The sequence below is a fragment of the Acinetobacter sp. NEB149 genome (assembly GCF_012516415.1).
GTDB classification, from domain to species: domain Bacteria; phylum Pseudomonadota; class Gammaproteobacteria; order Pseudomonadales; family Moraxellaceae; genus Acinetobacter; species Acinetobacter lwoffii_V.
Genome location: NZ_CP051209.1, coordinates 95,800 through 118,030, shown reverse-complemented (window position 1 = coordinate 118,030; position 22,231 = coordinate 95,800). Strand labels below are relative to the sequence as shown.

The following is a 22,231-nucleotide window of genomic DNA, read 5'->3' as shown; positions in this document are numbered from 1 at the left end:
TTTAAACTTTCGCTACAATTTCATTGGCAAGGCTTTCAAAAGCCTTACGTACTTTTGAATTTTTTTCTACTTTCAAAAGTGATTGTTGCAGAATCGCTGCTTGATTGACTTTAGTACTTTGAGGAATGGTAGTTTCTAAAATTTTGCCCACCTGTTTCAAGGCTTCATCCCGAATCAATTTACAAACATTCTGACGTTCATCATGCTTAATCAGTAAAGCGCCTAAAAGCTCTAAATTTGGATTAATACGTTTGATCTTTTCAAGATGGTTTAAAAGATCTGTTACCCCATACAGTCCATATTGTGATCCGGATTCGATAGGGATAATGACATGGGTTGAAGATGCCAGCGCATTGCTGGTTAATAATTTAAGACTAGGTGGACAATCAATCAATATGAAGTCATAAAGATCTTTTAACAGTTCTAGCTTGATATTTAACTCTTCAGAAGGACGGGGAGCTTCTTCTTTTAGTTGGTCTTCTGTTTTTCCTAAATTCAAGGAACCATAAATTAATGATACTTTTTCAAAGTTCGTTTCTTCTTGTAATGCATCTGCCAACAACGAAATATCGCCCACCAGTAATTCTGCTGTAGTCACAACAATTTCGCTTGGATGTTGGATCCCAATGTGTAAACTTGCGTTTGCTTGAGGATCTAAATCAATGACTAAAACTTTGTTGCCCAGATTGGCAAGTTCTGAGGCTAGGTGCACAACAGTCGTTGTTTTACCACATCCGCCTTTATGGTTAGCAACAGTAATAATTTTTGCAGACATGCGTGTCAGATGCTTCCGTATTTGAATGTCTAGTAATATAAATAACTTTCACTCATCTTACTATAGTTTTTAAATTTATAAATCCTATTTGTTCAGATGTAAAACAGCTTAAAAAATAAATCTTTAACTAAGCTAGCTTAATTAATAATTAGAATAATTAGTTATTTAGCTAATTAATAATTAGGAGCATATTTTTATCATATAAAACAAATGCTTGGAATTTTAAAGGTGGAAGGTTTGTCACCGTAAAGTGGAAGGTTTGTCACCGTAAAGTGGAAGGTCTGTCACTGTAAGGTGGAAGGTTTGTCACCGTAAAGTGGAAGGTCTGTCACTGTAAAGTGGAAGGTCTGTCACTAGGGTGGAAGGTTTGTCACTGCTATTTTTTAAACTGCTATTTTTATTTAAAAGTAATTTAAAAAACAATGATTTAAGCTGTTAATAAAGTCTTGTAACCAAGCTTTAAAGGTGGAAAGGTTGTCACTGTATATTCTTGACCTGTGGATAATCTATTTTTATTGGATATTTCCTGATGATTATATGTGCAGTTATACCTTTCAAATCTAACGGAAAGGTGGAAGCCTCGTCACATCAGGGTTTCTATCTGACTTAACCAACCTGAATGCGGATGAAAAAAACTAAAAATAGGCATTCTGAACTGTAATTTCGGGGCTAAAGGTGGAAGGTCTGTCACTATAGGGTGGAAATATTATATTTAATTCCACTTTAAAGGCAAAAAACCGGCTAAAACGCTTTTTTTTGATGACAAGCCTTCCACTTTTAGAATCTTGTGGTGAAAGTCTTGAAAGTTTTTCCACTTTTGTATATAAAAACTAAGTCAAATTATAAATATCACGGTTATGACAGAATCTGAACCATTGCAAGAAGAATCGAATTATATTCCTTACTGTATAGGCAACATTCGCCATAATGGCGTTGTCAGTACCAGTAACCGTTTAATTCGCCCAATCGAGTTATCAGCCAATGAATACAAGGCGCTTCTATATGCAATGGCAGTTGCGAATTATAGTGAGAAAAATAGGGTAAATGGTGAAATCACTGAACAAACCTATATTTATTTGTATAAGGATGATCTGGCAGATTTACTAGGATTGAATAAACGCAATTCAATTAATGTTGCAATAGACCGGATCTATAAAGAACTTTCATCTCGGGTGGCTCATTTTATTATTGAGGAGCCTGCTGATGATGGTAAGAGAAAGACTAAAAAAGTACATTCTGTCGTTCCCATTATCCGTGAGTTAAGATGGGAAGATGACTCTAAAAATGCGATTCAGATTCGTTTTACCAGTGAGGTGTTACCGTATTTCACTCAACTGGCTGGGGGGAATTTTACTACCTACCAGCTAAAACATCTTTTTGCCCTGGATTCTGTTGCCAGTATGAGTCTTTATACGTATTTCATTAAAAACGAATTCAAGTACGCCAACCAAAAGAGTTATGAAGTGCCATTACTTTTGGAAAACTTGAAAGCACTGATTGATATTAATGAAACCAAATATGATCGCTGGGTAGATTTTAGACGCTATGTATTAGACAAAATAGTGGCAGAAATTAACGAAAATACAGATCTACAATTGGAATATGAAACCGTTAAGAAAGGCCGTCCAATTGTGGGTGTGAATTTTAAACTGCATCATCGGGTTGCTGATAAAGCACCGGATGAAATTGCAGTAATTGAAAAAATCTATCTTGATGTTCCATTTGAAGACAATGCATTCGTAAAAGAATTGGGGGCGAAATTCGATACGAATATACGTTCTTGGTATATTTTTAATAATGATGAAAATTATCAGCAATTCAAGAAGTGGTTCAAAAAAGTAGGATGTCTCACTGACTCTCAAGCAAATATTGTCATTAATGACACTTTATTCCAAATGGATTTTGCTGAAATTGGTATGGGCCTGAATGACTTTAAACGAAATATGAAGCATAAACTTAAAAATAATCCGGAATTCGTTCAAAGTATTCGTGAAAGACTGAATGATATTTTTGGTAAAGAGCTTATCTAAAAAAGTGTAGCAACTTGCTACACTTTTTTAGATATATGTTTGTAAAGAATACAAGTGGTAAGGACCCTAGGATAAAAACGACTCTGTTGGATAAAGGCTTTAGATATAGATCTTCCCTAAGTTATCCAAATTCAAGTGACAACTTGGGTATGAGGTCTGCCTAATTCCTTAAATCTATTCAAAACGTAAGTGTTCGCTGAACACACCTTATGAATTCATCCTATAAGCCTTAATTTAGTCCCCACTTAAAAACAAGTGGGGACTAAATTTATGACTACAAATAACTAGGGTCTGTTGACATTTACTGTTCATAATTAACCCTATAAAGGTAGCCATAAAAATATACAGGCTAAAGCAACAGAACTTTGATAATTTCTTTTGAGCTTGTCATATCGAGTAGCTATTCCTCTAAATTGCTTTAATCTACAAAACATATTTTCAACTAAATGCCTGATTTTATATAAATACCAGTCCATATGGTCATTGTTTGATTGGCTATTTGTTTTCTTTGGTATATTCGCTTTAGTCCCTGTTTTCCTGATCTGTTCACGCAGTGGTTCTGAATCATAGCCTTTATCTGCACATACCACTTTTGTCTCTTTTAAATCTAATGTTGATATTAAATCAGGCGCAACTTTAACATCATGTGTGGTTCCATCGGTAATCATGAAATCAATAGGATTGCCATGTGCATCAACAATCAAATGTATTTTTGAGGAGTTTCCTCCTGCACTTTTAGAAATAGATTGATTCGCTATGTCGGCAGAATGTTGATGAGCACGTACATGAGAGCCATCAATAAAAATCCACTCCATATCGGGGCATGAGGCTAGTAATTTGAATAATCTAAGTAACTTACCGCTGCTTGACCAACGATTAAAACGTTTGAAAATAGAGTTTGAATGACCAAAACAAGAAGGAATATCTCGCCACGGACAGCCTGTTCTAATTCTATAGAGAATAGCTTCAATAAAATTGCGTAAATTTGAGTTGTGGTGAATGGATAAATTACGCAGAATAACTTTCAACTTTTGCCAGTGTTGATCTGTCAGCATGGTACGAGGCATAGCGAATAGTAAAATTGGGTTTGGCGATTTGATTTTACTACTTCGCTATTTTTTTAAGCTAAAAGTGTCAACACACCCTAATCATATTTAAGTGACAACTTGGGTATGAGGGCGACCTAATTCTGTGAATTTATTTAAGACAGCTACGCGTGCATGAATCTCATTCACTTGACTATCAGCATTCATTGAGCAGAGTTTATCGCCTAATAATTTAATGCAATGCATCTTGGTTTCAAGCAGACTTTGCCGATGATAGCCTGACCATTTTTTCCAGATTGTCCTGCCCAAACATTTAACCGTTCGAAGGAGTTCATTTCGCTCTCGTGAATGAGCTTTTATATCTTTCCAGGGCTTTGCATTTTTTCTAGGTGGAATCACTGCATACGCTTGCCGATCTGCAATGACCTGACGGCATCGTTTTGTGTCATAAGCACCATCTCTGTATAGACAGAATCGATTTGTTCATCTAAAGGGATTTGAGCAAGTAAGTCTTCCAGTACCTGTGAATCACTGACATTATTTGCGGTGAGTTGTACAGCACGTATTTGAAGGGTTTTAGCATCGATACTATTATGAAGCTTACGCCATTTGCGGCGATATTCAGGTCCATGTTTCTTACGCTTCCATTCACCTTCACCTAAAAACTTTAGGCCAGTAGAGTCTACGAGTAGACGGAGACCTCCACTACTTTTTTGATAGCCAATTGCAACATCGATATGCCTTTGTCTTCTGCACAGTGTGAAGTACGAATATCACTGATATTCGGGGCTGCTCAGCCACAATGCTTAATCAGACTTTGGACAAAGCCTGTGACCATACGCAAAGACAATTTAAATAAAGATTTGATCATTAAGCAGCATTGAATAGCCGTATCGGAGTAAGTTTGATTTCGTCCATGTTTTGCTTATGGATGAGCATACCATTGAGTCAAAGGATCAAACCAAATGGAAATATTGCCTCGATTAATTAAGGCGCGCTTATATGTGGACCAATTAGTTGTACGAAAGATTTTGGGTGTAGGTTTATTCATCTAGGAATTATACTGCGGAATAAGACCTTATCGGTAGGTTTGTGCAACAAAGCCGTTTTCAGCTTAAACCTGCACAACGTTTTACTGAATCAGATATTTCAGAAAAATAGGAAATTAACCGTACCCCCATTCGTCAGGCCTTGTATCGCTTAGAATAAGAAGACTACGTTAATGTACATTTCCGTAGGGGGTGGGAAGTCAAACCCTTGGATTTTAAGTTTTATAATGAGCTGTTTGATTTGCGCATGATTTTAGAAAAAGAAGCAGTTAAAGGCCTTTGTGAAATGGATCATGAAACATCGGAAGAGCTACAAGCGTTAAAGAGAATTTGGTTAGTTCCTGTGGAAGAGTATAAACAGGAAACCAAGCAATTGATTTTTGTATTGCCTGAGTATCGTAGACAGGGAATCGCGACAGAGCTTTGCCAGTTGTTATTTGCATATGCACAGCAACAAAATATTCAGCATTTATATTTGCATACGGATCCATTTTTACCTGCGGCAGAAAAGTTTTGGCGGTTGCAAAGTTTTAGTACAGTCAGTCGTGATCAGCTAGGTATGTACGACACGATATATATGTTGAAAAGATTATGCTTATAAAACAATATGATTGTAGCATGTTGGGCTAAATCCTAAAAATTTGATAGAAAAATTAAAAGTTGGCATTAATTTTGCTTTTTTGTGAGAAGTATGAAACTCAGAGATATTTTTTGGTATGCAAAATCAACCTATGCAAGATACTTTTATTGAAAAGCCATCTTCTGCTGCAAACGAAACACTTGAAGACTATACTTTACGTTATGCTCCATATAGTTTCCGTCGTTGGAGTCCTAAAGTCGTCGCAATTACGGCATTAGGAGGTATTGCATATCTGGCAGACTTTTCGATTGGTGCTAGCATTGGTATGACATATGGGACAACGAATGCCATTTTTTCTATTTTATTTGCTGCACTTATTATCTTTTTAACAGGTCTTCCATTAGCTTATTATGCAGCTCGCTATAATATCGATTTAGATCTGATTACGCGTGGTGCTGGTTTTGGATATTTTGGATCGGTACTGACGAGTATTATTTTTGCAAGTTTTACTTTTATTTTCTTCGCTCTCGAAGGTTCTATCATGGCTCAAGGCTTATTGCTTGGGCTCGGAATTCCTTTATGGATGGGCTATCTCATTTCTACTATTATGGTTATTCCATTGGTCATTTATGGGATGAAAGCCTTAAGTACTTTACAAGTTTGGACCACACCTATCTGGTTGATCTTAATGATTGGCCCTGTTGCTTATTTGATTTATCAAGAACCTGAGCTTGTAAGTCAATTCGCTGCTTATGCTGGAAATGGTGGTTTTGCAGCAATAGATGTGGCTGCAATTATGTTGGGTGCTGGAATTTGTTTATCTTTAATTATGCAAATTGGTGAACAAATTGATTACCTACGTTTTATGCCTGCAAAAACTAAAGAAAATAGCAAATCGTGGTGGATAGCTGTTATTTCAGCGGGTCCAGGTTGGGTAATTCTAGGCGCAATCAAACAAATTATTGGTGCTTTCCTTGGTTTTTATTTGCTGACTAAAATTCCTGGGGTGGATAGCACGGAACCTGTACAACAGTTTAACGCAGCTTTCCATGATATGCTTCCAGGTTGGTTTGCACTTACTTTAGCGGTAATTTTGGTTGTTATTTCACAAATCAAGATTAATGTAACAAATGCATATTCGGGTTCATTGGCATGGACCAGTGCTTATACACGTATCAGCAAGCATTATCCAGGTCGTATTGTATTTGTATTGGTTAACCTTGCAATTGCTCTTGCGTTGATGGAAGGTAATATGTTCGCAGTGCTTGGTAAGATTTTAGGTTTTTATTCTAATTTTGCCATTGCATGGGTTGTGGTTGTAGCGACTGATATCACAGTGAATAAATACTTACTGAAGCTCTCTCCAAAAGAACCAGAATATCGCCGTGATATGCTTTATAATATAAACCCAGTAGGTATGGTGTCATTTCTTGTCGCTGCAGGAGTCTCCATTGCAACCTTTTTTGGCATGTTGGGTGAATTTCTAATGCCATATTCACCTTTAATTGCTCTGATTTTGGGCTTTGTTTTGACCCCAATCATGGGTTTAATTACGAAAGGAAAATATTATATTAAAGCTACAGATGATGGGGTAAAAGAACCACGTTATGATGCTACTGGGCTACCTATAGCAACAGTTTATCATTGTGTGTCATGTGATGAAGATTATGAAAGACCTGATATTATGTATTCACATAAGCACAAAGGTGTTATTTGTTCTCTATGTAAGACTTTGGAAAAATAAATGATTTTTCAGATATCTGCTTTTTAATAAGCTGAATTTCGATCAAATCAATAACCCTGATGATTTTGCATCAGGGTTTTTTAATATTTATTGGGGAAAACTCTAGAAAAAGTGCGGGAAAATCTATTCTAATCCAAAGAGTGGATACAACATCCATCTCAAATAACCCGACAGCTGCTATTTTTTTCTTAAATGTCCTGACATCATTTAAATGAGAAATCATATTTTCTTGAAGTTTTCATTTGGAGTTTCTGAGCAATATATACGCTTAAATGTGGTGTATGTAGAAAAATTGGCGCAATAATTGCTTTGAACGTTGGGGTGGTGCATTTTGTGAAAGCGATTTATATTTTGAATCAATTTGAATCAAAAGCAGTCCTAAAACAAAGTCAAGCATGGAGAAAAAATGGAAATTTATACTCAACGATTAGAAGCAGTTACAGAAAATTGTGACTTTGATGTCATTGAGCTGACTTTCGATACGCGCCAAAAGAGCCGTTTTCGTGCAACTTTAAAAAATGGGGTAGATATTGGTGCAGATTTGCCACGCACAGGCATTTTACGCAGTGGATCATATATTTCGACGGAAAGCGGAAATATTCTTAAAGTTGAAGCGAAACCAGAAAAACTGATGAAAGTTTCGGCACAGCAAGAATTTGATTTATTAAAAGCTGCATATCATCTCGGCAATCGTCACGTTCCCTTAATGTTGACGCCAACAGCATTATATTTCGAACCAGATCATGTACTGGCTGAAATGGTAGTGGGTTTGGGATTAAACGTTGCAGAGGTAGATCATCCTTTTGAACCAGAAAGCGGTGCTTATGCACAACATCAACATGATCATCGCTTAAGCCCAATCAAGACTTTACATCATGTCCATCACTAATCCGTCACAACTACTCAGCTTGTTGACCTTGTCATCAACTGCGTTACCGATAGGGGCATATTGCTATTCGCAAGGTGTGGAAAGTGCCATTGATCGAGGGCTGATTCATGATGAAGCCTCCAGCATTGCTTATTTTGAAGAAGTGCTGGAAATGCTCTTGGTTCGTTTTGAGTTGCCAGTGCTGAAACGTTTAATGCAATACAGTGATGACGAAGTAAATTTTACTTACTGGGCAAACTTTTACCGCGCCAGCCGTGAGAGTAAAGAGCTACTGGCAGAATCGAAACAGTTGGCATTTTCTTTAAATGCATGGATTAGAGACGTATTAAAGCAACCCGTTAAAGTGAAAAAACAGCTGGGCTTTGTTCCAGTGTATGGAAACCTGTGTGGCACCTTGGGGCTAAATCAAACAGAAGTACTCACGGCTTATACCTTTACCCTTTTAGAAAATCAGGTCTTGGCGGCAGTTAAAACCGTACCGCTTGGACAGATGAGTGGTCAGCGTATTTTGTGGCATTTACATGCGCTTATTCCCGCAGCAATTACGCGTGCGCTGGCATTGCCAGACACAGAAATCAGTAGTGCTTTACCGCAATATGCCATGCTCAGTATGCACCACGAGACCCAATATTCAAGACTATTCAGATCATAATTTTAAGAGGAAAAAACATGTCACAACGTAGCCCATTACGTGTAGGAATTGGTGGACCAGTCGGGTCGGGTAAAACAGCGCTGACCTTGAATTTATGTCAGGCCTTGCGTGAAAAATATAATATGGCTGTCGTCACCAATGACATTTATACCAAAGAAGATTCAAACTTTTTAACCCGCAATGAAGCCATGTCTCCAGAGCGTATTGTTGGGGTGGAAACAGGTGGTTGTCCGCATACTGCCATTCGTGAAGATGCGTCTATTAACCTCGCGGCAATTGATGATTTATGTGAAAAGTTTGATGGGCTTGAGCTGATTATTATTGAAAGTGGTGGAGATAATTTGGCAGCGACATTTAGTCCTGAGCTTTCAGATTTAACCCTGTATGTGATTGATGTGGCGGGGGGAGAAAAGATTCCACGTAAAGGTGGTCCAGGCATTACCAAATCCGATTTGTTGATTATCAATAAAACCGACTTGGCACCAATGGTCGGCGCAAACCTAAGTGTGATGGACCAAGATGCTAAACGTATGCGTGGCGATAAGCCGTTCTTGTTTAGCAATATGAAAACCAAAGAAGGTTTGGAAATTATTATTTCGTTCATTGAAAAACAAGGTCTATTCAAAGCTTAATTCGGGGAAACACCATGACTTATTTAAAAAGAACTTTAGCCACTTTCGCCGCAGCTTTTCCAATGTGGGCAATGGCACATCCCGGACATGAACAACAGAATAGTTTCTTGACGGGCTTTATTCATCCATTTACTGGAATTGATCACCTCACAATGGCAATCGCTTTTGGTGTGCTGCTGTGGTCAGCGGCTAATCGTTGGAAAGTAGGCGGATTGTTGGGTTTAGTTGTGGCCATGATTGCGGGTTTTAGCCTTGGGCAGTTGCATATCGTTTCCGCAAATATTGCTGAATACGGCATTGTTTTCTCCTTATCTGTTCTTGCCATTGCCCTATGGACCAAAGCCAATCGACTGTTTGCAGTTGCGACTATGGTTTTAGCAAGTTTTCATGGTATGGCGCATGGTGCCGAATTGAGTCATTCAGGTCATGTGATCGGTTTAGTCTTCGGCATGGTTGTTGCTATGTCTTGTATCTACGCAGGTGGCTTGGGTTTAGGTGCATTGGTACAAAAATATGTGCCACATGGTAAGAAAATTGTCGGTGGAATTGCCGCAGTTGTTGCATTGATTGGTTTGGCTTAATGATTTTTAGGTCGTTTTGATGAACAAATTTCAGCACAGCAAATTATTGGTATTGATCACGCAGAGGAAGCATGCAGGATTTAACCGTCAGTCGAACGCATGATGCTCAATTATGGTTTGCCAAGTTGGAACTCGGTTTTCAGGCTCAAAAAGAGCCTGAATGCACGGTGTTACATCACCGCAAACATTATGGTCCTGTTCGGGTACAAAAAATGCTTTGGCCTGAAAAAACAGGGGTTTGCCATGCCATTATTGTGCATCCACCTGCGGGCATTGCGGGTGGGGATCACCTGACTTTTGATATGTCTGTCGATGCGCAGGCTCATGCCTTAGTGACCACCCCGGGCGCAGGTAAATGGTACAAAACCAATGGTAAAAAGGCCTATCAGCATATCAATATTTGTTTGAATGCTGATGCTATTTTTGAATGGCTGCCGCAAGAAACCATGCTGTTTAATGGTGCGAATGCGCATTCAGAAACCATCATTCATTTGGATCATGCAGCCAGTTTTATTGGTTGGGACATGTTGGTCATTGGTCGCCAAGCACGTGAAGAGCAATTTAGTGATGGTGCCTATAGCAACCAGTTCAAATTGTTCCGTAATCAAACTTTGTTGGTGGCAGATACTTTAAGTTTTAAGGGCAATGACCGCTGGTTAAGTTCATGCCTAGGCATGCATGGTCAATCTGTGATGGGGAGTTTCTGGGCCGTGCCCCCCATGCAATATCGTGCCAGTCTAGATTTAGAACAGTATTTGGATTTAATCCGTGAACTGATGATGCGTATGGATGTACCTGTCACCTTAACGGTTTTGGATGATGTGATTTGTGCGCGCTATTTGGGGAATGATGTTCGGCAATGTCACGATGCTTTTGCTGCCATCAGAGCGAAATTAAGACGCTATTGGTACGATCTGGATGAAGAATTCCCACGTATTTGGAGAACTTAAATTCATTTTAGCCTGTAATTTCAAGACCAAATGACACAACGATTTTTGGTCATGTATAGCTCATGAGCGAAGCATCTCCACGTTTAAATAGGTAAAAGATATGGAATTAAATCCAACAGAAAAAGACAAACTTTTAATTTTTACCGCGGGTTTGGTTGCAGAGCGCCGTAAAGCACGTGGTTTAAAGCTGAATTATCCTGAAGCGATTGCGTATATTTCTGCTGCCTTGCTTGAAGGTGCACGCGATGGCATGAGCGTAAGCGAGCTGATGCACTACGGCACGACTTTACTGAGCCGCAATGATGTGATGGATGGCATCGCAGAAATGATTGTTGAAGTCCAAGTTGAAGCAACCTTTCCAGATGGTTCAAAACTGGTGACTGTACATCAACCGATTATGTAAAGAACTATAAGGAATAAAGATGATTCCAGGTGAAGTAATTACGTCAGATCGCGATATTGAGTTAAATGTTGGACGTGAAACCCTAAAAATAACGGTTGCGAACGCTGGGGATCGACCAATTCAAATTGGTTCGCATTTTCACTTTTATGAAGCCAATGATGCTTTGCAATTTGAGCGCGAGCGTGCCAAAGGCTACCGTTTGAATATTGCTGCGGGCACCGCAGTACGGTTTGAGCCGGGTCAGAGCCGAGATGTCGAATTGGTGGCACTAGCAGGAAAGCGTGAAGTGTATGGTTTTGCGGGTCGAGTGATGGGGAAACTTGACTAAGTCGGGCCATCAAAATCTTTTAAGAATTTAGAGTAATCTATGATGAAAATGTCACGTCGTGCATATGCGGAAATGTTCGGACCAACCGTAGGGGATCGTGTTCGTTTGGCGGATACGGAACTGTTTATTGAAGTCGAACAAGACCTGACCACTTATGGTGAAGAAGTTAAATTCGGTGGTGGTAAAGTCATTCGAGACGGCATGGGGCAATCCCAATTGTTGGCAGATGATGTTGCCGATACCGTCATTACCAATGCACTTATTGTCGATTGGTGGGGCATTGTGAAAGCCGATGTCGGTTTAAAGAATGGTCGTATCTGGAAAATTGGTAAGGCGGGAAATCCTGACATACAACCCAATATCACCATTCCGTTGGGAGCGGCCACGGAAGTGATTGCGGGGGAAGGTCAAATTCTAACTGCAGGCGGCATTGACACGCATATTCACTGGATTTGCCCGCAACAGGTAGAAACTGCACTCATGTCAGGTACAACCACTATGATTGGTGGCGGAACAGGTCCAGCAGCAGGGACATCCGCAACCACAGTGACACCGGGACCATGGCATATTGCGACCATGTTGCAAGCCATCGATGATTTACCTATGAATATTGGGCTATTGGGCAAAGGAAATTTGAGTTTGCCCGATCCTGTCCGCGAGCAGATTGAAGCAGGTGTGGTGGGTTTAAAACTGCATGAAGATTGGGGTTCAACCCCTGCTGCCATTGATAACTGTTTGACTGTCGCGGATGAATATGATGTGCAAGTCGCAATTCATACTGATACTTTAAACGAGAGCGGCTTTTTAGAAGAAACGTTGGCGGCATTTAAACAGCGTACCATTCACACCTATCATACTGAAGGTGCAGGTGGTGGTCATGCGCCTGATATTTTAAAAGCTATTGGTCAGGCCAACGTGTTGCCATCTTCAACCAATCCGACGCGCCCATATACGGTTAATACCATTGATGAGCATTTGGACATGCTGATGGTATGTCATCATTTAGATCCTGCGATTTCAGAAGATGTTGCATTTGCCGAAAGTCGAATTCGTCGTGAAACCATTGCCGCGGAAGATATTTTGCAAGATTTGGGCGCAATTTCCATGATGTCGTCTGATTCACAGGCAATGGGGCGTGTGGGCGAAGTGATTATTCGTACATGGCAAACCGCACATAAAATGAAAGTGCAGCGTGGACCGCTAGAAGGTGATACGCCACATACCGATAATCAGCGGGTTAAACGTTATATTGCGAAATATACAATTAATCCAGCCATTACCCACGGTTTGAGTCATGAAGTCGGCTCGGTCGAAGAAGGTAAGCTGGCAGACTTGGTGCTGTGGAAACCTGCATTTTTTGGTGTTAAACCTGCCATGATTATTAAAGGCGGTATGATTGCAGCAGCACCAATGGGGGATATTAATGCGTCCATTCCAACGCCGCAGCCTGTGCACTACCGTCCCATGTTTGGCGCAAATGCCCGCGGTGTGCATAACACCTGTATTACCTTCTTGTCTCAGGCAGGAATTAATAATGGTGTAGCGGAAAAATTAGGTCTGAAGAAAATCATTTCTGCATGTAAAAACACACGTAATATTTCAAAAGCCGATATGAAGCACAACACCTATACACCAGTGATGGAAGTTGATTCGGAAATCTACGAAGTACGGGCAGATGGCATACATTTGACCTGTGAACCAGCAGAATTATTGCCAATGGCACAGCGTTATTTCTTGTTTTAATTAGGGCCTGTTGACATTTTCTGTTCAAAAAAATAGCGAGAAAGTAAAATTTAATCGCCAAACCAAATTTACTTCTCGCTATGCCTCGTACAATGCTGAATGATCAACACTGGTCTAAGTTACTTTCTATTTTCCGAAATTTTGATATCTATTCCAAATCTAATTTGAGAAATTTTGTCGAAGCAATACTTTATAGAATAAGAACAGGCTGCCCATGGCGTGATTTGCCTAAAGAATTTGGTTCGTATAACTCAATCTTTAAAAAATATAATCGTTGGTGTAAAAATGATAAGTTAATGAAAATATTTAAATTAATTTCTTCAAATGCTGATATGGAATGGGTTTTTATTGATGCTAGTCATGTTCGGGCACACCAACATTCTGCTGGAATAAAAGATCAGGATATTTCTAAAAGCATTGGTGGAAATAGTTCTAAAATACACTTAGCTGTTGATGCGGATGGTAATCCAATCGAAATTATTATCTCCGATGGAACGATACATGATGTCAAGATTGCTCCCAAAATGATTGAAAAACTTGATTTGAGTGAAACGGAAGTATGTTGTGCAGACAAAGGATATGACTCTGAATCATTAAGAGAACAAATATCTGTGAAAAAAACTAAAGCGAATATTCCAAGAAAATCAAATACTCAGTCAAATAATGATCATATGGATTGGTATTTATATAAAATCAGACACTTAGTTGAGAATGCATTTTGTAGGTTAAAGCAGTTCAGAGGAATAGCAACACGATATGATAAGCTAAAGTGTAGCTATGAGGGGGCAGTTGCATTAGCTTGTATATTTATTTGGCTACCTTTATCGGGTAAATTCTATACTTGAAATGTCAACAGACCCTAATTATCATATAGATATATTTTTTTGACTTCGTATAAGGTGTATTATGTTTATTTTAGAAAAACTAATTGATTCTTGAAAGTAAACAGGCTTCCATTATCAGATATTAAGAGGTCTCAAATTCTTTCTGATAATAGATTAACTAATACTTTTAATTCATCTCGTAATTGATTTAAGTTATCAAACTCAATGTTCTTGGTAAGCTCTTTAGGAATCTTTTCTGCTTCAGCAGATAAGTCTCGCCCTTTATCTTTTAATGAAATAAGAACTCGTCTTTCATCATTAGGATCACGTGATCGATTAATTAGACCAGATGTCTCCATTCTTTTTAATAGTGGGGTTAATGTTCCACTATCAAGATGTAAAATTTGTCCAAGATCACCCACACTTACACATTCTTTTTCCCACAAAACCAACATCACTAAATATTGAGGATAAGTGAGTCCGAGAGGTGTAAGAAAAGGGCGATAAGCTTTTACGATTAAATTAGATGCAGCATAAATAGGAAAACATAGTTGCTCATCTAAGCAAAGCTGATTCTTGGACATAGCTTTTTATTTGGTATAGACAGTGGTAGACACCTGTATATTACCTCGAATAGCATTGGAATAAGGACATACTTGATGCGTTTGTTCCACGATTTTCTCTGCATCAGCTTGTGAAATACCTGAAAGCGTGACATCTAAGTGTACTGTCAAGGCAAATCCACCATTGCCATTAGCAACCATTCCAACAGTACTCAGGACCTCTACATCGTTATCACGGATTTTATATTCTTTATTGCTACGAGTTACATGGATCACTGCATTTCCAAAGCATGCAGCATAGCCAGCTGCAAATAATTGTTCAGGATTCGTTGCATCACCTTTACCACCTAATTCTTTTGGCAAAGCCAATTTTAGTTCTAAGATACCATCTTCACTACGAATATTTCCTGAACGTCCACCGATTGCTTTAACCTGGGTAGAATAAAGATTACTCATTTTGATTACCTTTAAATAAATACATTGTGTGCAATATAATTGCACACAATGTATTTATGTCAACTGTTTTTTATATTCCATTTAACATAATGGGCGTTATACGAAATACACTTGTATATTAATATAAATATCAAACACTTAATAAAAATAGAAAAATCCAAGAATGCCCAAAAATCCGATTTTGAAACAAGTCGGCTTTTTTATGAGCGGTTTTGATACTTCTTGCCAATAAATTTGACTAAAAAATAGTCAGTTTTGAGGTTTTTCAAATTTTATCAATGCCTCAATGTCCAAAATTATCCACATTTTTTGTGGATAAAATTTAGGCTATTTTGTAAGCCCTGGCTCATACCAATCTCGGCCCTTTGCTGCTATCCGCAATACTGGAAATTTCCTATCATGAAGACATAGAGAGCAGGATGCTCCAGATAAAAAGAATAAGATGAACAACAAGGAACGTGAGATCAGACAGGAGTCAGATCTAAGCGCCAAATATGGAAAAGCCCGACAGGATGTCGGGCTTTTTTATTGCCTATCCTTTCTCATTTGCAAAACAAACATAATGCCCCTAAAATATAGACTATAATCTATATTTTGGTTGTGGTATGTGGACAGTCATTACGACAGATCTATTTAATCAGTGGCTTGAACAGCAAGATGAACCTACACAAGAGAAGGTCCTAGCTGCCCTGGTTGTTCTACAGCAGTAGGGACCGAGTTTAGGCCGTCCTTTAGTAGATACTGTGTATGAGTCTAAATTTACCAATATGAAAGAACTGCGTGTTCAACATCGCGGTAGACCCTTAAGAGCTTTCTTCGCATTTGATCCCTTACGACAGGCTATTGTTCTATGTATTGCTGATAAAGGCGGTAAAAAGCGTTTTTATAAAGACATGCTGGATATTGCAGATGAACAATACCAACTTCATCTCACTACCCTAGGAGATAAATCTAATGGCTAAGACTCTGCAAGAATTGTTAGCTAGCCGCTCTCCAGAGAGCCAAGCCCGTATTCAAAAAATGGCTGATGAATTACTGCTAGAAAATCAGCTTCATCTTATTCGTGAAGAACTCGAAATTTCTCAAAAAGAGCTTGCTGAAACTTTGGGAATAAAACAGCCATCGCTTTCAGCAATAGAAAATCGTGGCAATGATCTTAAGATTTCAACCATGAAAAAGTATGTTGAGGCAATGGGTGGGAAGCTCCGTATTGATGTAGAGCTTCCAACAGGAAAACATATAGGATACCCCAATCTCAACTTTTTAAGTGATTGAAATAAAAAGGACATAACCCTATTTTAGTTTCCACCAAGAAATTAAAGCAAAGTTATGTCCATTGAAGAATTTATCATTTTTGTCTATGTAATCATAGAAGAACTTTATCCCATTGTTGTTACTCAGCCCCTGAGAACTCGTGGTTTTCCGCCTGCTGTTACTGATGCAGAAATCATCACTATGCAAATAGTAGGTGAATTTCTTGGTTTAGATACAGACAAAAATATTTGGATGTATTTCAAAAACAATTGGTTAGAATGGTTTCCAAAATTAGGATCTTATCCCAATTTCTGTAAACATTGTGCAAACCTGTGGCATGTCAGTCAATCCATTATGGCACAGCTCATTCAGCGTTATGGTTCAGATAACATTCACTTTATTGATGGCTTCCCACTCCCTGTCTGTAGTTATACCAGAGCTAGAAAGCATAAAAACTTTAAAGAATACGCAGGTTTTAGTTATTGTGCTGCAAAACAAGAAAAATATTATGGTTTCAAAGCTCATATCGTCATTAATCTTTCAGGCATGATTTCGGGTTATACCTTTGCACCTGCTCATTGTGATGAGCGAGATGTTGCACCTGAAATTACGAATGATATTTACGGTTTACTGGGAGCAGATAAGGGCTATTTAAGACCAGAATTGAAACGATATTATGAATATCAGGGTATTGATTTACAAACACCCTTTAGAAAAAACATGATAGATTTCAGACCTAAAGAGACACTGCAAATACTGATGAAAGCCAGAAGAAAGATTGAAACAGTGATTGGTCAATTAACAGATCGCTTTCACATTCAGAAAGTGAGGGCAAAAGATCTATGGCATTTAACCCACCGCATAACTCGTAAAATTCTGTCGCATACAATTTGTGTGGTGCTAAATAAAAAGCTTGGTCATTCACCAATTCAATTCGAAAATCTTATTTTAAGTTGAGATTGGCGTATAGGATTCAACGTTTAACAATAAAAATGGGAGCTATAGGCTCCCATTTTTAGATTCGTATAACGTTGAACCCAACGGTAAATAGTCGTGTGATCAACATTCACACCCCGTTCGGCCAGCATTTCCTGCAGTTCACGATAGCTAATGCCATATTTACAATACCAGCGCACAGCCCAAAGAATGATTTCGCCCTGAAAATGCCGACCATGGAAAGGATTCATATGCTGCACCTTTAGCTAAAACAGTCTTCAGCTTACCATTCGTGGTTATTTGCAACAGTGCCGATTTTTTGAAAAAAGCATAGGTCTAGATAATCAAGCTAGATTTTTTAAAACTCCACATTGGTCAATTGTACATAAACCATCACAAGTACCTCTTAAATCAGATAGTTGTTCAATAAGCTTTTGTTGCTTGATTATATTTTCTCTGATAGCACTGACATGTAAGTCAATTAATTCATTCACATCTGAACAATTTTTCTCAGGTTTGTCTTTATAGGTAAGTAATTGACGAATTTCATTCAAACTCATATTTAAAGTTCGGCAATTCAAAATAAATTTAATTCGCTCAACATAGCCTACATCGTAAAGGCGGTAATTTCCTTCCGTTCTTTCCGGTTCCGGAATTAAACCTTCCTTTTCATAAAACCTAATTGTTAATACTGAACATGAGGTTTTTTTAGAGAGTTCACCAATTTTTAAATGCATTGAGTTAGTATTTCCAAAGATTCTTGACTCTATAGTAACTATAGGGATTCTAATATTCAAAGTTTATAATTTTTTTAATGGGTATAATTATGAGTGGTTGTGGATGTAGTAAAGAAACACCATGCGAAGATAAGAAATCTCAACAAGAAAATCATCCATCAATTGCAGAAGCAAACAATTCAAAGAATTGTGATAATACGCTTAGCTGTTGTGGTGAAGAGGAAGAAAAAAAATCTTCATCTCCTTGCTGTAACACTTCAAACAGTTGTGAAGATACCGCTCAATCCTGTTGTGGTTCTGATCCCAAAGAAAATTTAAGCACTGAAGACGTTTTAAAAGATTCGCACTACATGAGTGAATACTTAGTTCCCAAAATGGATTGTTCTGCGGAAGAACAGATGGTTCGTATGGCGCTATCTTCAATTGATGGTGTTCAAAAACTCATCTTTGATTTACCTAACCGTTCTTTAAAGGTTCTACATAATCAAAAAGATGAAAATATAACCACCAAACTTGAAGCTTTGGGTTTTGGTGCAAAGCTTGTGAAGACTGAAACTTATATAAGCAATCAACAGGCTAAGCAAACAAGTACCTACACCATTCCTAAAATGGATTGCTCTGCTGAAGAGCAAATGGTCCGTATGGCTCTTGCAGATATTGAAGCAGTTAAAGGTCTTACTTTTGATCTTCCCAATCGAAAACTGAAAGTCTTCCATAATGAAGGGATTCAGCAAATTACGGCTAAACTCGAAGGACTGGGTTTTGGGGCGAAACTTGATGAAATACAGCTTTCTTCAGGCGATATACCTAATGAACCTGATCCTGTGAGACAAGCTAAAGTACTTAAACTGTTATTAGGTATTAATGCTCTACTTTTCTTTATAGAATTCATCAGCGGTATTATTGCTGCGTCTACAGGATTGATTGCTGATTCTCTAGATATGTTTGCCGATGCAGCCGTTTATGGTATTGCGCTATATGCCGTCGGAAAAGCTGCGAAATATCAAATAAAAGCAGCCCATTTCGCAGGTTGGATTCAGTTATTACTTGCTGTTATCGTGATTGTTGATGTCATTAGACGATTCATGTTTGGAAGCGAGCCAGAATCAACGCTCATGATTGTTATTGGCCTGCTCGCACTTATAGCTAACGTGACATGCTTATATCTTATTTCTGGTCATCGAGAAGATGGCGCACATATGAAAGCCAGTTGGATTTTCTCGGCGAATGACGTTGTCGTAAATATGGGCGTTATATTTGCCGGTGTACTCGTGGCGTGGACGGGATCAGCTTATCCAGACTTAATCATTGGCATACTGGTTTCTTTATTCGTACTTAATGGTGCCCGAAAAATTTTGGCTTTGAAGTAAGGGCACTGTTGCAAATAACCACGAATGGTAAGTTGAAGACTGTTTTAGCTAAAGGTGCAGCATATGAATCCTTTCCATGGTCGGCATTTTCAGGGCGAAATCATTCTTTGGGCTGTGCGCTGGTATTGTAAATATGGCATTAGCTATCGTGAACTGCAGGAAATGCTGGCCGAACGGGGTGTGAATGTTGATCACACGACTATTTACCGTTGGGTTCAACGTTATGCTCCTGAAATAGAAAAACGTTTACGCTGGTATTGGCGTAATCCTACAGATCTGAGCTCGTGGCATATTGATGAAACCTATGTAAAAGTGAATGGACGATGGTCTTATCTGTATCGTGCAGTCGATCAACGTGGCGATACCATTGATTTTTATCTTTCTTCTAGACGTAATACCAAATCAGCATATTGTTTTCTTGGAAAAATTTTAAATAATGTGAAGAAGTGGCAAATTCCACAAGTGATCAACACGGATAAAGCACCCACATATGTACGTGCTTTATCACGGTTAAAACGGGAAGGTAAATGTCCACCAGACCTTGAGCACAGGCAGATTAAGTATAAAAATAACGTGATTGAATGTGATCATGGCAAGCTAAAGCGGATCATCAGGGCCACATTAGGATTCAAATCTATGAAGACGGCTTATGCCACAATTAAAGGTATTGAAGTCATGCGTGCACTACGTAAAGGACAAGCATCGTCATTTTATTATGGTCAGCCTCAGGGTGAAGTGTGTCTAATCAACAGGGTTTTCGGTCTCTAAGTACTTTTTAAAGGGAACATCATCGACTCAAATCTCTATTTGCAACAGTGCCTAATTAAATCCCTTACAATTCAAATTTTTCAGCAACGACTTATCTTTGTTAAAATAGTATTAATTTATTTTTTTTAGGACAAACCTTAACAAAATTACAAATTTGTAATTTGGTTGTCATTTAGGTGTATATATCTAGGAATTAGTATATGAAGAAATTATTTTTTGGTCCAAGATATGATTAGATTCAATAATATATATATGAAGATTGTTTTAGTTATTTTTACTATAGTTTTTTCAACCAGTAGTTTTGCTGATGGGGGACTTCGTTTCTTAGAGAAAAATTTAGAAATAATTAACAATGAAAAAAGCAAAGGGTGTGAAGAGAATTAATTCAAAATTATAATGAAGCACATATAACTAGGAAAACTAAAAATTAGTTATTTTTAGTATGGTGTAACTAAGATTAATTAATTTTTTTAAATCGAATGATAAATATATTTATTGTTTTTAATTTATTCTTTACCATTTTCAAATTTTTAAATAATCCGAAAAGACTATTTTAAACTTTAGGGTTACATATGCTCCTATACATAGGCAGGAATAAATATGCAACTTAGTATATTTGCAACAATAGTACTGGAAAGATTCATGTAATAATGCTTAAAACTCTCTAATTAGTTAGGGAGGCATTGGAATTGGAGAAAGAAGTAAAGTGCCCACTAGCAAATGTGGTTATTGGAGGAATTATCTCATCAACCCTTCTTATGTTGGTTTTATTACCAATATTGTCCCGGTGGATAAATGAAAAGAAAGCTTCTTGACCAATTATAGTAAGCAATTTTTAGCAGAAATATTGAGGCTTACTCAAGTCTCTCAGCTAATCGTAAATAGAATAAGGAAACTATTGTATGTCAGAAGATCATTCTCAGAGCCACGCGGCTGTTACTGAAGAGAATAGTAAGAAGCTAATATTTACTGTAGGTTTGACCACTACGTTTTAATCGTAGAAATTATAACCGTTTTTATTACTCAAAGTTTAACTTTTGTGATTATCTAAAAACACATAGCGGTCGAATGGCCATATTAACTGACTTAAAATCAGTCGCATACTTTAATGTAGCGGTTCTGATAGCACAAAAGTTCGCAGCATGAAAACGGAACCGGCATAATTGATTTATAGTGAACCCATACACTAAGCATAATGATTTAGAGGACGATAATCCCAATGAAAAAATTCCTTTTAGGAGCTGTTGCCGCATCTGTTTTGGCCTTTTCAGGCAATGCTATGGCCAATTTTGTGGCAGGTCAGGACTATCAGGTGGTCGCAAAACCAGTCAAAGTCGAAAAACCGGGCAAAATTGAGGTACGTGAATTCTTCTGGTATGGCTGTGGTCACTGTTTCACGTTGGAACCGCATATGCAGGACTGGTTGAAAAAATTACCCAAAGATATCCGTTTTGTACGTACACCTGCTGCAATGAACCCGCTTTGGGAACAGGCTGCACGTGCTTATTATGTTTCAGAAGCCCTGGGTGTGCGTCAAAAAGCACATTTACAGTTATTCCATGATATTCATGACAAGCAGCGTCCAATTTTAGAACAGGCACAATTGGCCAAGTTCTATACCCGTTATGGTATTTCTGAAGAGAAATTTAACACGACTTATAAATCATTCCCGATTTCGTCAAAAATTGCTCAGGCAAAAAATTTGACTGCTCAATATCAGTTAAGCGGTGTACCAGCGGTGACCGTGAATGGTAAATATATTGTGCAGGGCAATGATGCCAAAGTAATTCAGGTGGTAAATTACCTGATTGAAAAAGAGCGTAAAGCCAAATAAGACGCGATTGATTATCTCTAAAAAAAACCTGCATCGAATCTGCAGGTTTTTTTATTTAAACTGGAGGAATGGTTATTTACGTCCTGA

General features: G+C 38.2%; 22 protein-coding genes and 5 pseudogenes. 20 read left to right on the top strand and 7 right to left on the bottom strand.

Annotated features, from left to right (window positions below; genetic code table 11):
* Position 1 precedes the first annotated feature (1 nt).
* Positions 2 to 775 (bottom strand): ParA family protein, encoded by a 774-nt coding sequence (locus HGD77_RS16105; protein WP_004281972.1) that lies wholly within the window; start codon positions 773 to 775, stop codon positions 2 to 4.
* A gap of 857 nt (positions 776 to 1,632) precedes the next feature.
* On the opposite strand from HGD77_RS16105, the gene HGD77_RS16100 reads away from it, so the two are divergent.
* Positions 1,633 to 2,805, top strand: coding sequence for a replication initiation protein (locus tag HGD77_RS16100; RefSeq protein ID WP_004281973.1), 1,173 nt, complete (start codon positions 1,633 to 1,635; stop codon positions 2,803 to 2,805).
* Positions 2,806 to 3,125: 320 nt separating this feature from the next.
* Here HGD77_RS16100 and HGD77_RS16095 read toward each other — a convergent pair whose 3' ends face one another.
* Positions 3,126 to 3,872 (bottom strand): IS5-like element ISAba31 family transposase, encoded by a 747-nt coding sequence (locus HGD77_RS16095; RefSeq protein ID WP_168731015.1) that lies wholly within the window; start codon positions 3,870 to 3,872, stop codon positions 3,126 to 3,128.
* An 87-nt stretch (positions 3,873 to 3,959) separates the two neighbouring features.
* Positions 3,960 to 4,902: pseudogene (locus HGD77_RS16090) on the bottom strand (IS5 family transposase).
* A gap of 206 nt (positions 4,903 to 5,108) precedes the next feature.
* On the opposite strand from HGD77_RS16090, the gene HGD77_RS16085 reads away from it, so the two are divergent.
* The 11 genes from HGD77_RS16085 to HGD77_RS16035 all read left to right on the top strand — a co-directional run bounded on the left by HGD77_RS16085 (position 5,109) and on the right by HGD77_RS16035 (position 14,247).
* Positions 5,109 to 5,501, top strand: coding sequence for a GNAT family N-acetyltransferase (locus HGD77_RS16085; RefSeq protein ID WP_005100604.1), 393 nt, complete (start codon positions 5,109 to 5,111; stop codon positions 5,499 to 5,501).
* A gap of 115 nt (positions 5,502 to 5,616) precedes the next feature.
* Positions 5,617 to 7,224 (top strand): purine-cytosine permease family protein, encoded by a 1,608-nt coding sequence (locus tag HGD77_RS16080; protein WP_005100602.1) that lies wholly within the window; start codon positions 5,617 to 5,619, stop codon positions 7,222 to 7,224.
* Positions 7,225 to 7,630: 406 nt separating this feature from the next.
* On the top strand, positions 7,631 to 8,113 hold the full coding sequence (ureE, locus tag HGD77_RS16075) for an urease accessory protein UreE (protein ID WP_005100601.1): 483 nt from the start codon (positions 7,631 to 7,633) through the stop codon (positions 8,111 to 8,113).
* Positions 8,100 to 8,765, top strand: coding sequence for an urease accessory protein UreF (locus HGD77_RS16070; protein ID WP_005100599.1), 666 nt, complete (start codon positions 8,100 to 8,102; stop codon positions 8,763 to 8,765). The genes ureE and HGD77_RS16070 overlap by 14 nt, the downstream gene beginning before the upstream one ends.
* Before the next feature lie 17 nt (positions 8,766 to 8,782).
* On the top strand, positions 8,783 to 9,397 hold the full coding sequence (gene ureG, locus HGD77_RS16065; RefSeq protein ID WP_005100598.1) for an urease accessory protein UreG: 615 nt from the start codon (positions 8,783 to 8,785) through the stop codon (positions 9,395 to 9,397).
* 14 nt (positions 9,398 to 9,411) lie between these two features.
* Complete coding sequence (locus HGD77_RS16060) at positions 9,412 to 9,978, top strand: HupE/UreJ family protein (RefSeq protein ID WP_005100597.1); 567 nt, start codon at positions 9,412 to 9,414, stop codon at positions 9,976 to 9,978.
* A gap of 71 nt (positions 9,979 to 10,049) precedes the next feature.
* The gene (locus tag HGD77_RS16055; protein WP_005100596.1) at positions 10,050 to 10,928 is read left to right on the top strand and encodes an urease accessory protein UreD; all 879 of its coding nucleotides are present in this window, start codon (positions 10,050 to 10,052) and stop codon (positions 10,926 to 10,928) included.
* 100 nt (positions 10,929 to 11,028) lie between these two features.
* Complete coding sequence (gene ureA, locus HGD77_RS16050; protein WP_000422459.1) at positions 11,029 to 11,331, top strand: urease subunit gamma; 303 nt, start codon at positions 11,029 to 11,031, stop codon at positions 11,329 to 11,331.
* Between the two features lie 19 nt (positions 11,332 to 11,350).
* Positions 11,351 to 11,659, top strand: coding sequence for an urease subunit beta (locus HGD77_RS16045; protein ID WP_005100595.1), 309 nt, complete (start codon positions 11,351 to 11,353; stop codon positions 11,657 to 11,659).
* Positions 11,660 to 11,701: 42 nt separating this feature from the next.
* Positions 11,702 to 13,402: an urease subunit alpha gene (ureC, locus tag HGD77_RS16040; protein WP_026056539.1), complete on the top strand. Its 1,701-nt coding sequence runs from the start codon at positions 11,702 to 11,704 to the stop codon at positions 13,400 to 13,402.
* 80 nt (positions 13,403 to 13,482) lie between these two features.
* Positions 13,483 to 14,247, top strand: coding sequence for an IS5 family transposase (locus HGD77_RS16035; protein ID WP_004693281.1), 765 nt, complete (start codon positions 13,483 to 13,485; stop codon positions 14,245 to 14,247).
* A gap of 131 nt (positions 14,248 to 14,378) precedes the next feature.
* On the opposite strand, the gene HGD77_RS16030 is transcribed toward HGD77_RS16035, so the two are convergent.
* Both HGD77_RS16030 and HGD77_RS16025 read right to left on the bottom strand, forming a co-directional pair.
* Entirely contained in the window at positions 14,379 to 14,810 is a 432-nt protein-coding gene (locus HGD77_RS16030) for a MarR family winged helix-turn-helix transcriptional regulator (protein WP_000042163.1), read from the bottom strand.
* A 6-nt stretch (positions 14,811 to 14,816) separates the two neighbouring features.
* Entirely contained in the window at positions 14,817 to 15,245 is a 429-nt protein-coding gene (locus HGD77_RS16025; RefSeq protein WP_004786455.1) for an organic hydroperoxide resistance protein, read from the bottom strand.
* Positions 15,246 to 15,850: 605 nt separating this feature from the next.
* On the opposite strand from HGD77_RS16025, the pseudogene HGD77_RS16020 reads away from it, so the two are divergent.
* The 3 genes and pseudogenes from HGD77_RS16020 to HGD77_RS16010 all read left to right on the top strand — a co-directional run bounded on the left by HGD77_RS16020 (position 15,851) and on the right by HGD77_RS16010 (position 17,456).
* Positions 15,851 to 16,207: pseudogene (locus HGD77_RS16020) on the top strand (type II toxin-antitoxin system RelE/ParE family toxin).
* A complete protein-coding gene (locus tag HGD77_RS16015) occupies positions 16,200 to 16,520 on the top strand; it encodes a helix-turn-helix domain-containing protein (protein WP_168731014.1) in 321 nt (106 codons plus the stop codon). Before HGD77_RS16020 ends, HGD77_RS16015 begins: the two are co-directional and overlap by 8 nt.
* Before the next feature lie 54 nt (positions 16,521 to 16,574).
* A complete protein-coding gene (locus HGD77_RS16010; protein ID WP_004282326.1) occupies positions 16,575 to 17,456 on the top strand; it encodes an IS982-like element ISAba9 family transposase in 882 nt (293 codons plus the stop codon).
* A 68-nt stretch (positions 17,457 to 17,524) separates the two neighbouring features.
* On the opposite strand, the pseudogene HGD77_RS16005 reads toward HGD77_RS16010, so the two are convergent.
* Positions 17,525 to 17,686 (bottom strand): annotated as a pseudogene (locus HGD77_RS16005) (IS6 family transposase); the annotation flags it as partial.
* 93 nt (positions 17,687 to 17,779) lie between these two features.
* Entirely contained in the window at positions 17,780 to 18,172 is a 393-nt protein-coding gene (cadR, locus tag HGD77_RS16000) for a Cd(II)/Pb(II)-responsive transcriptional regulator (protein ID WP_000550240.1), read from the bottom strand.
* 89 nt (positions 18,173 to 18,261) lie between these two features.
* Here cadR and HGD77_RS15995 point away from each other — a divergent pair, with 89 nt between their 5' ends.
* The 5 genes and pseudogenes from HGD77_RS15995 to HGD77_RS15985 all read left to right on the top strand — a co-directional run bounded on the left by HGD77_RS15995 (position 18,262) and on the right by HGD77_RS15985 (position 22,144).
* On the top strand, positions 18,262 to 19,542 hold the full coding sequence (locus HGD77_RS15995) for a cation transporter (protein WP_005093338.1): 1,281 nt from the start codon (positions 18,262 to 18,264) through the stop codon (positions 19,540 to 19,542).
* Between the two features lie 63 nt (positions 19,543 to 19,605).
* Positions 19,606 to 20,310 carry an IS6-like element IS1006 family transposase gene (locus HGD77_RS15990; RefSeq protein WP_005028599.1) on the top strand — a complete coding sequence of 235 codons (705 nt, stop codon included), beginning with the start codon at positions 19,606 to 19,608 and terminating at the stop codon, positions 20,308 to 20,310.
* Positions 20,311 to 21,008: 698 nt separating this feature from the next.
* A pseudogene (locus tag HGD77_RS17285) lies at positions 21,009 to 21,125 on the top strand (hypothetical protein); the annotation flags it as partial.
* A gap of 87 nt (positions 21,126 to 21,212) precedes the next feature.
* Positions 21,213 to 21,352, top strand: a pseudogene (locus HGD77_RS17200) (cation transporter); the annotation flags it as partial.
* 177 nt (positions 21,353 to 21,529) lie between these two features.
* Positions 21,530 to 22,144 carry a thiol:disulfide interchange protein DsbA/DsbL gene (locus tag HGD77_RS15985; RefSeq protein WP_004281881.1) on the top strand — a complete coding sequence of 205 codons (615 nt, stop codon included), beginning with the start codon at positions 21,530 to 21,532 and terminating at the stop codon, positions 22,142 to 22,144.
* Positions 22,145 to 22,231 lie beyond the last annotated feature (87 nt).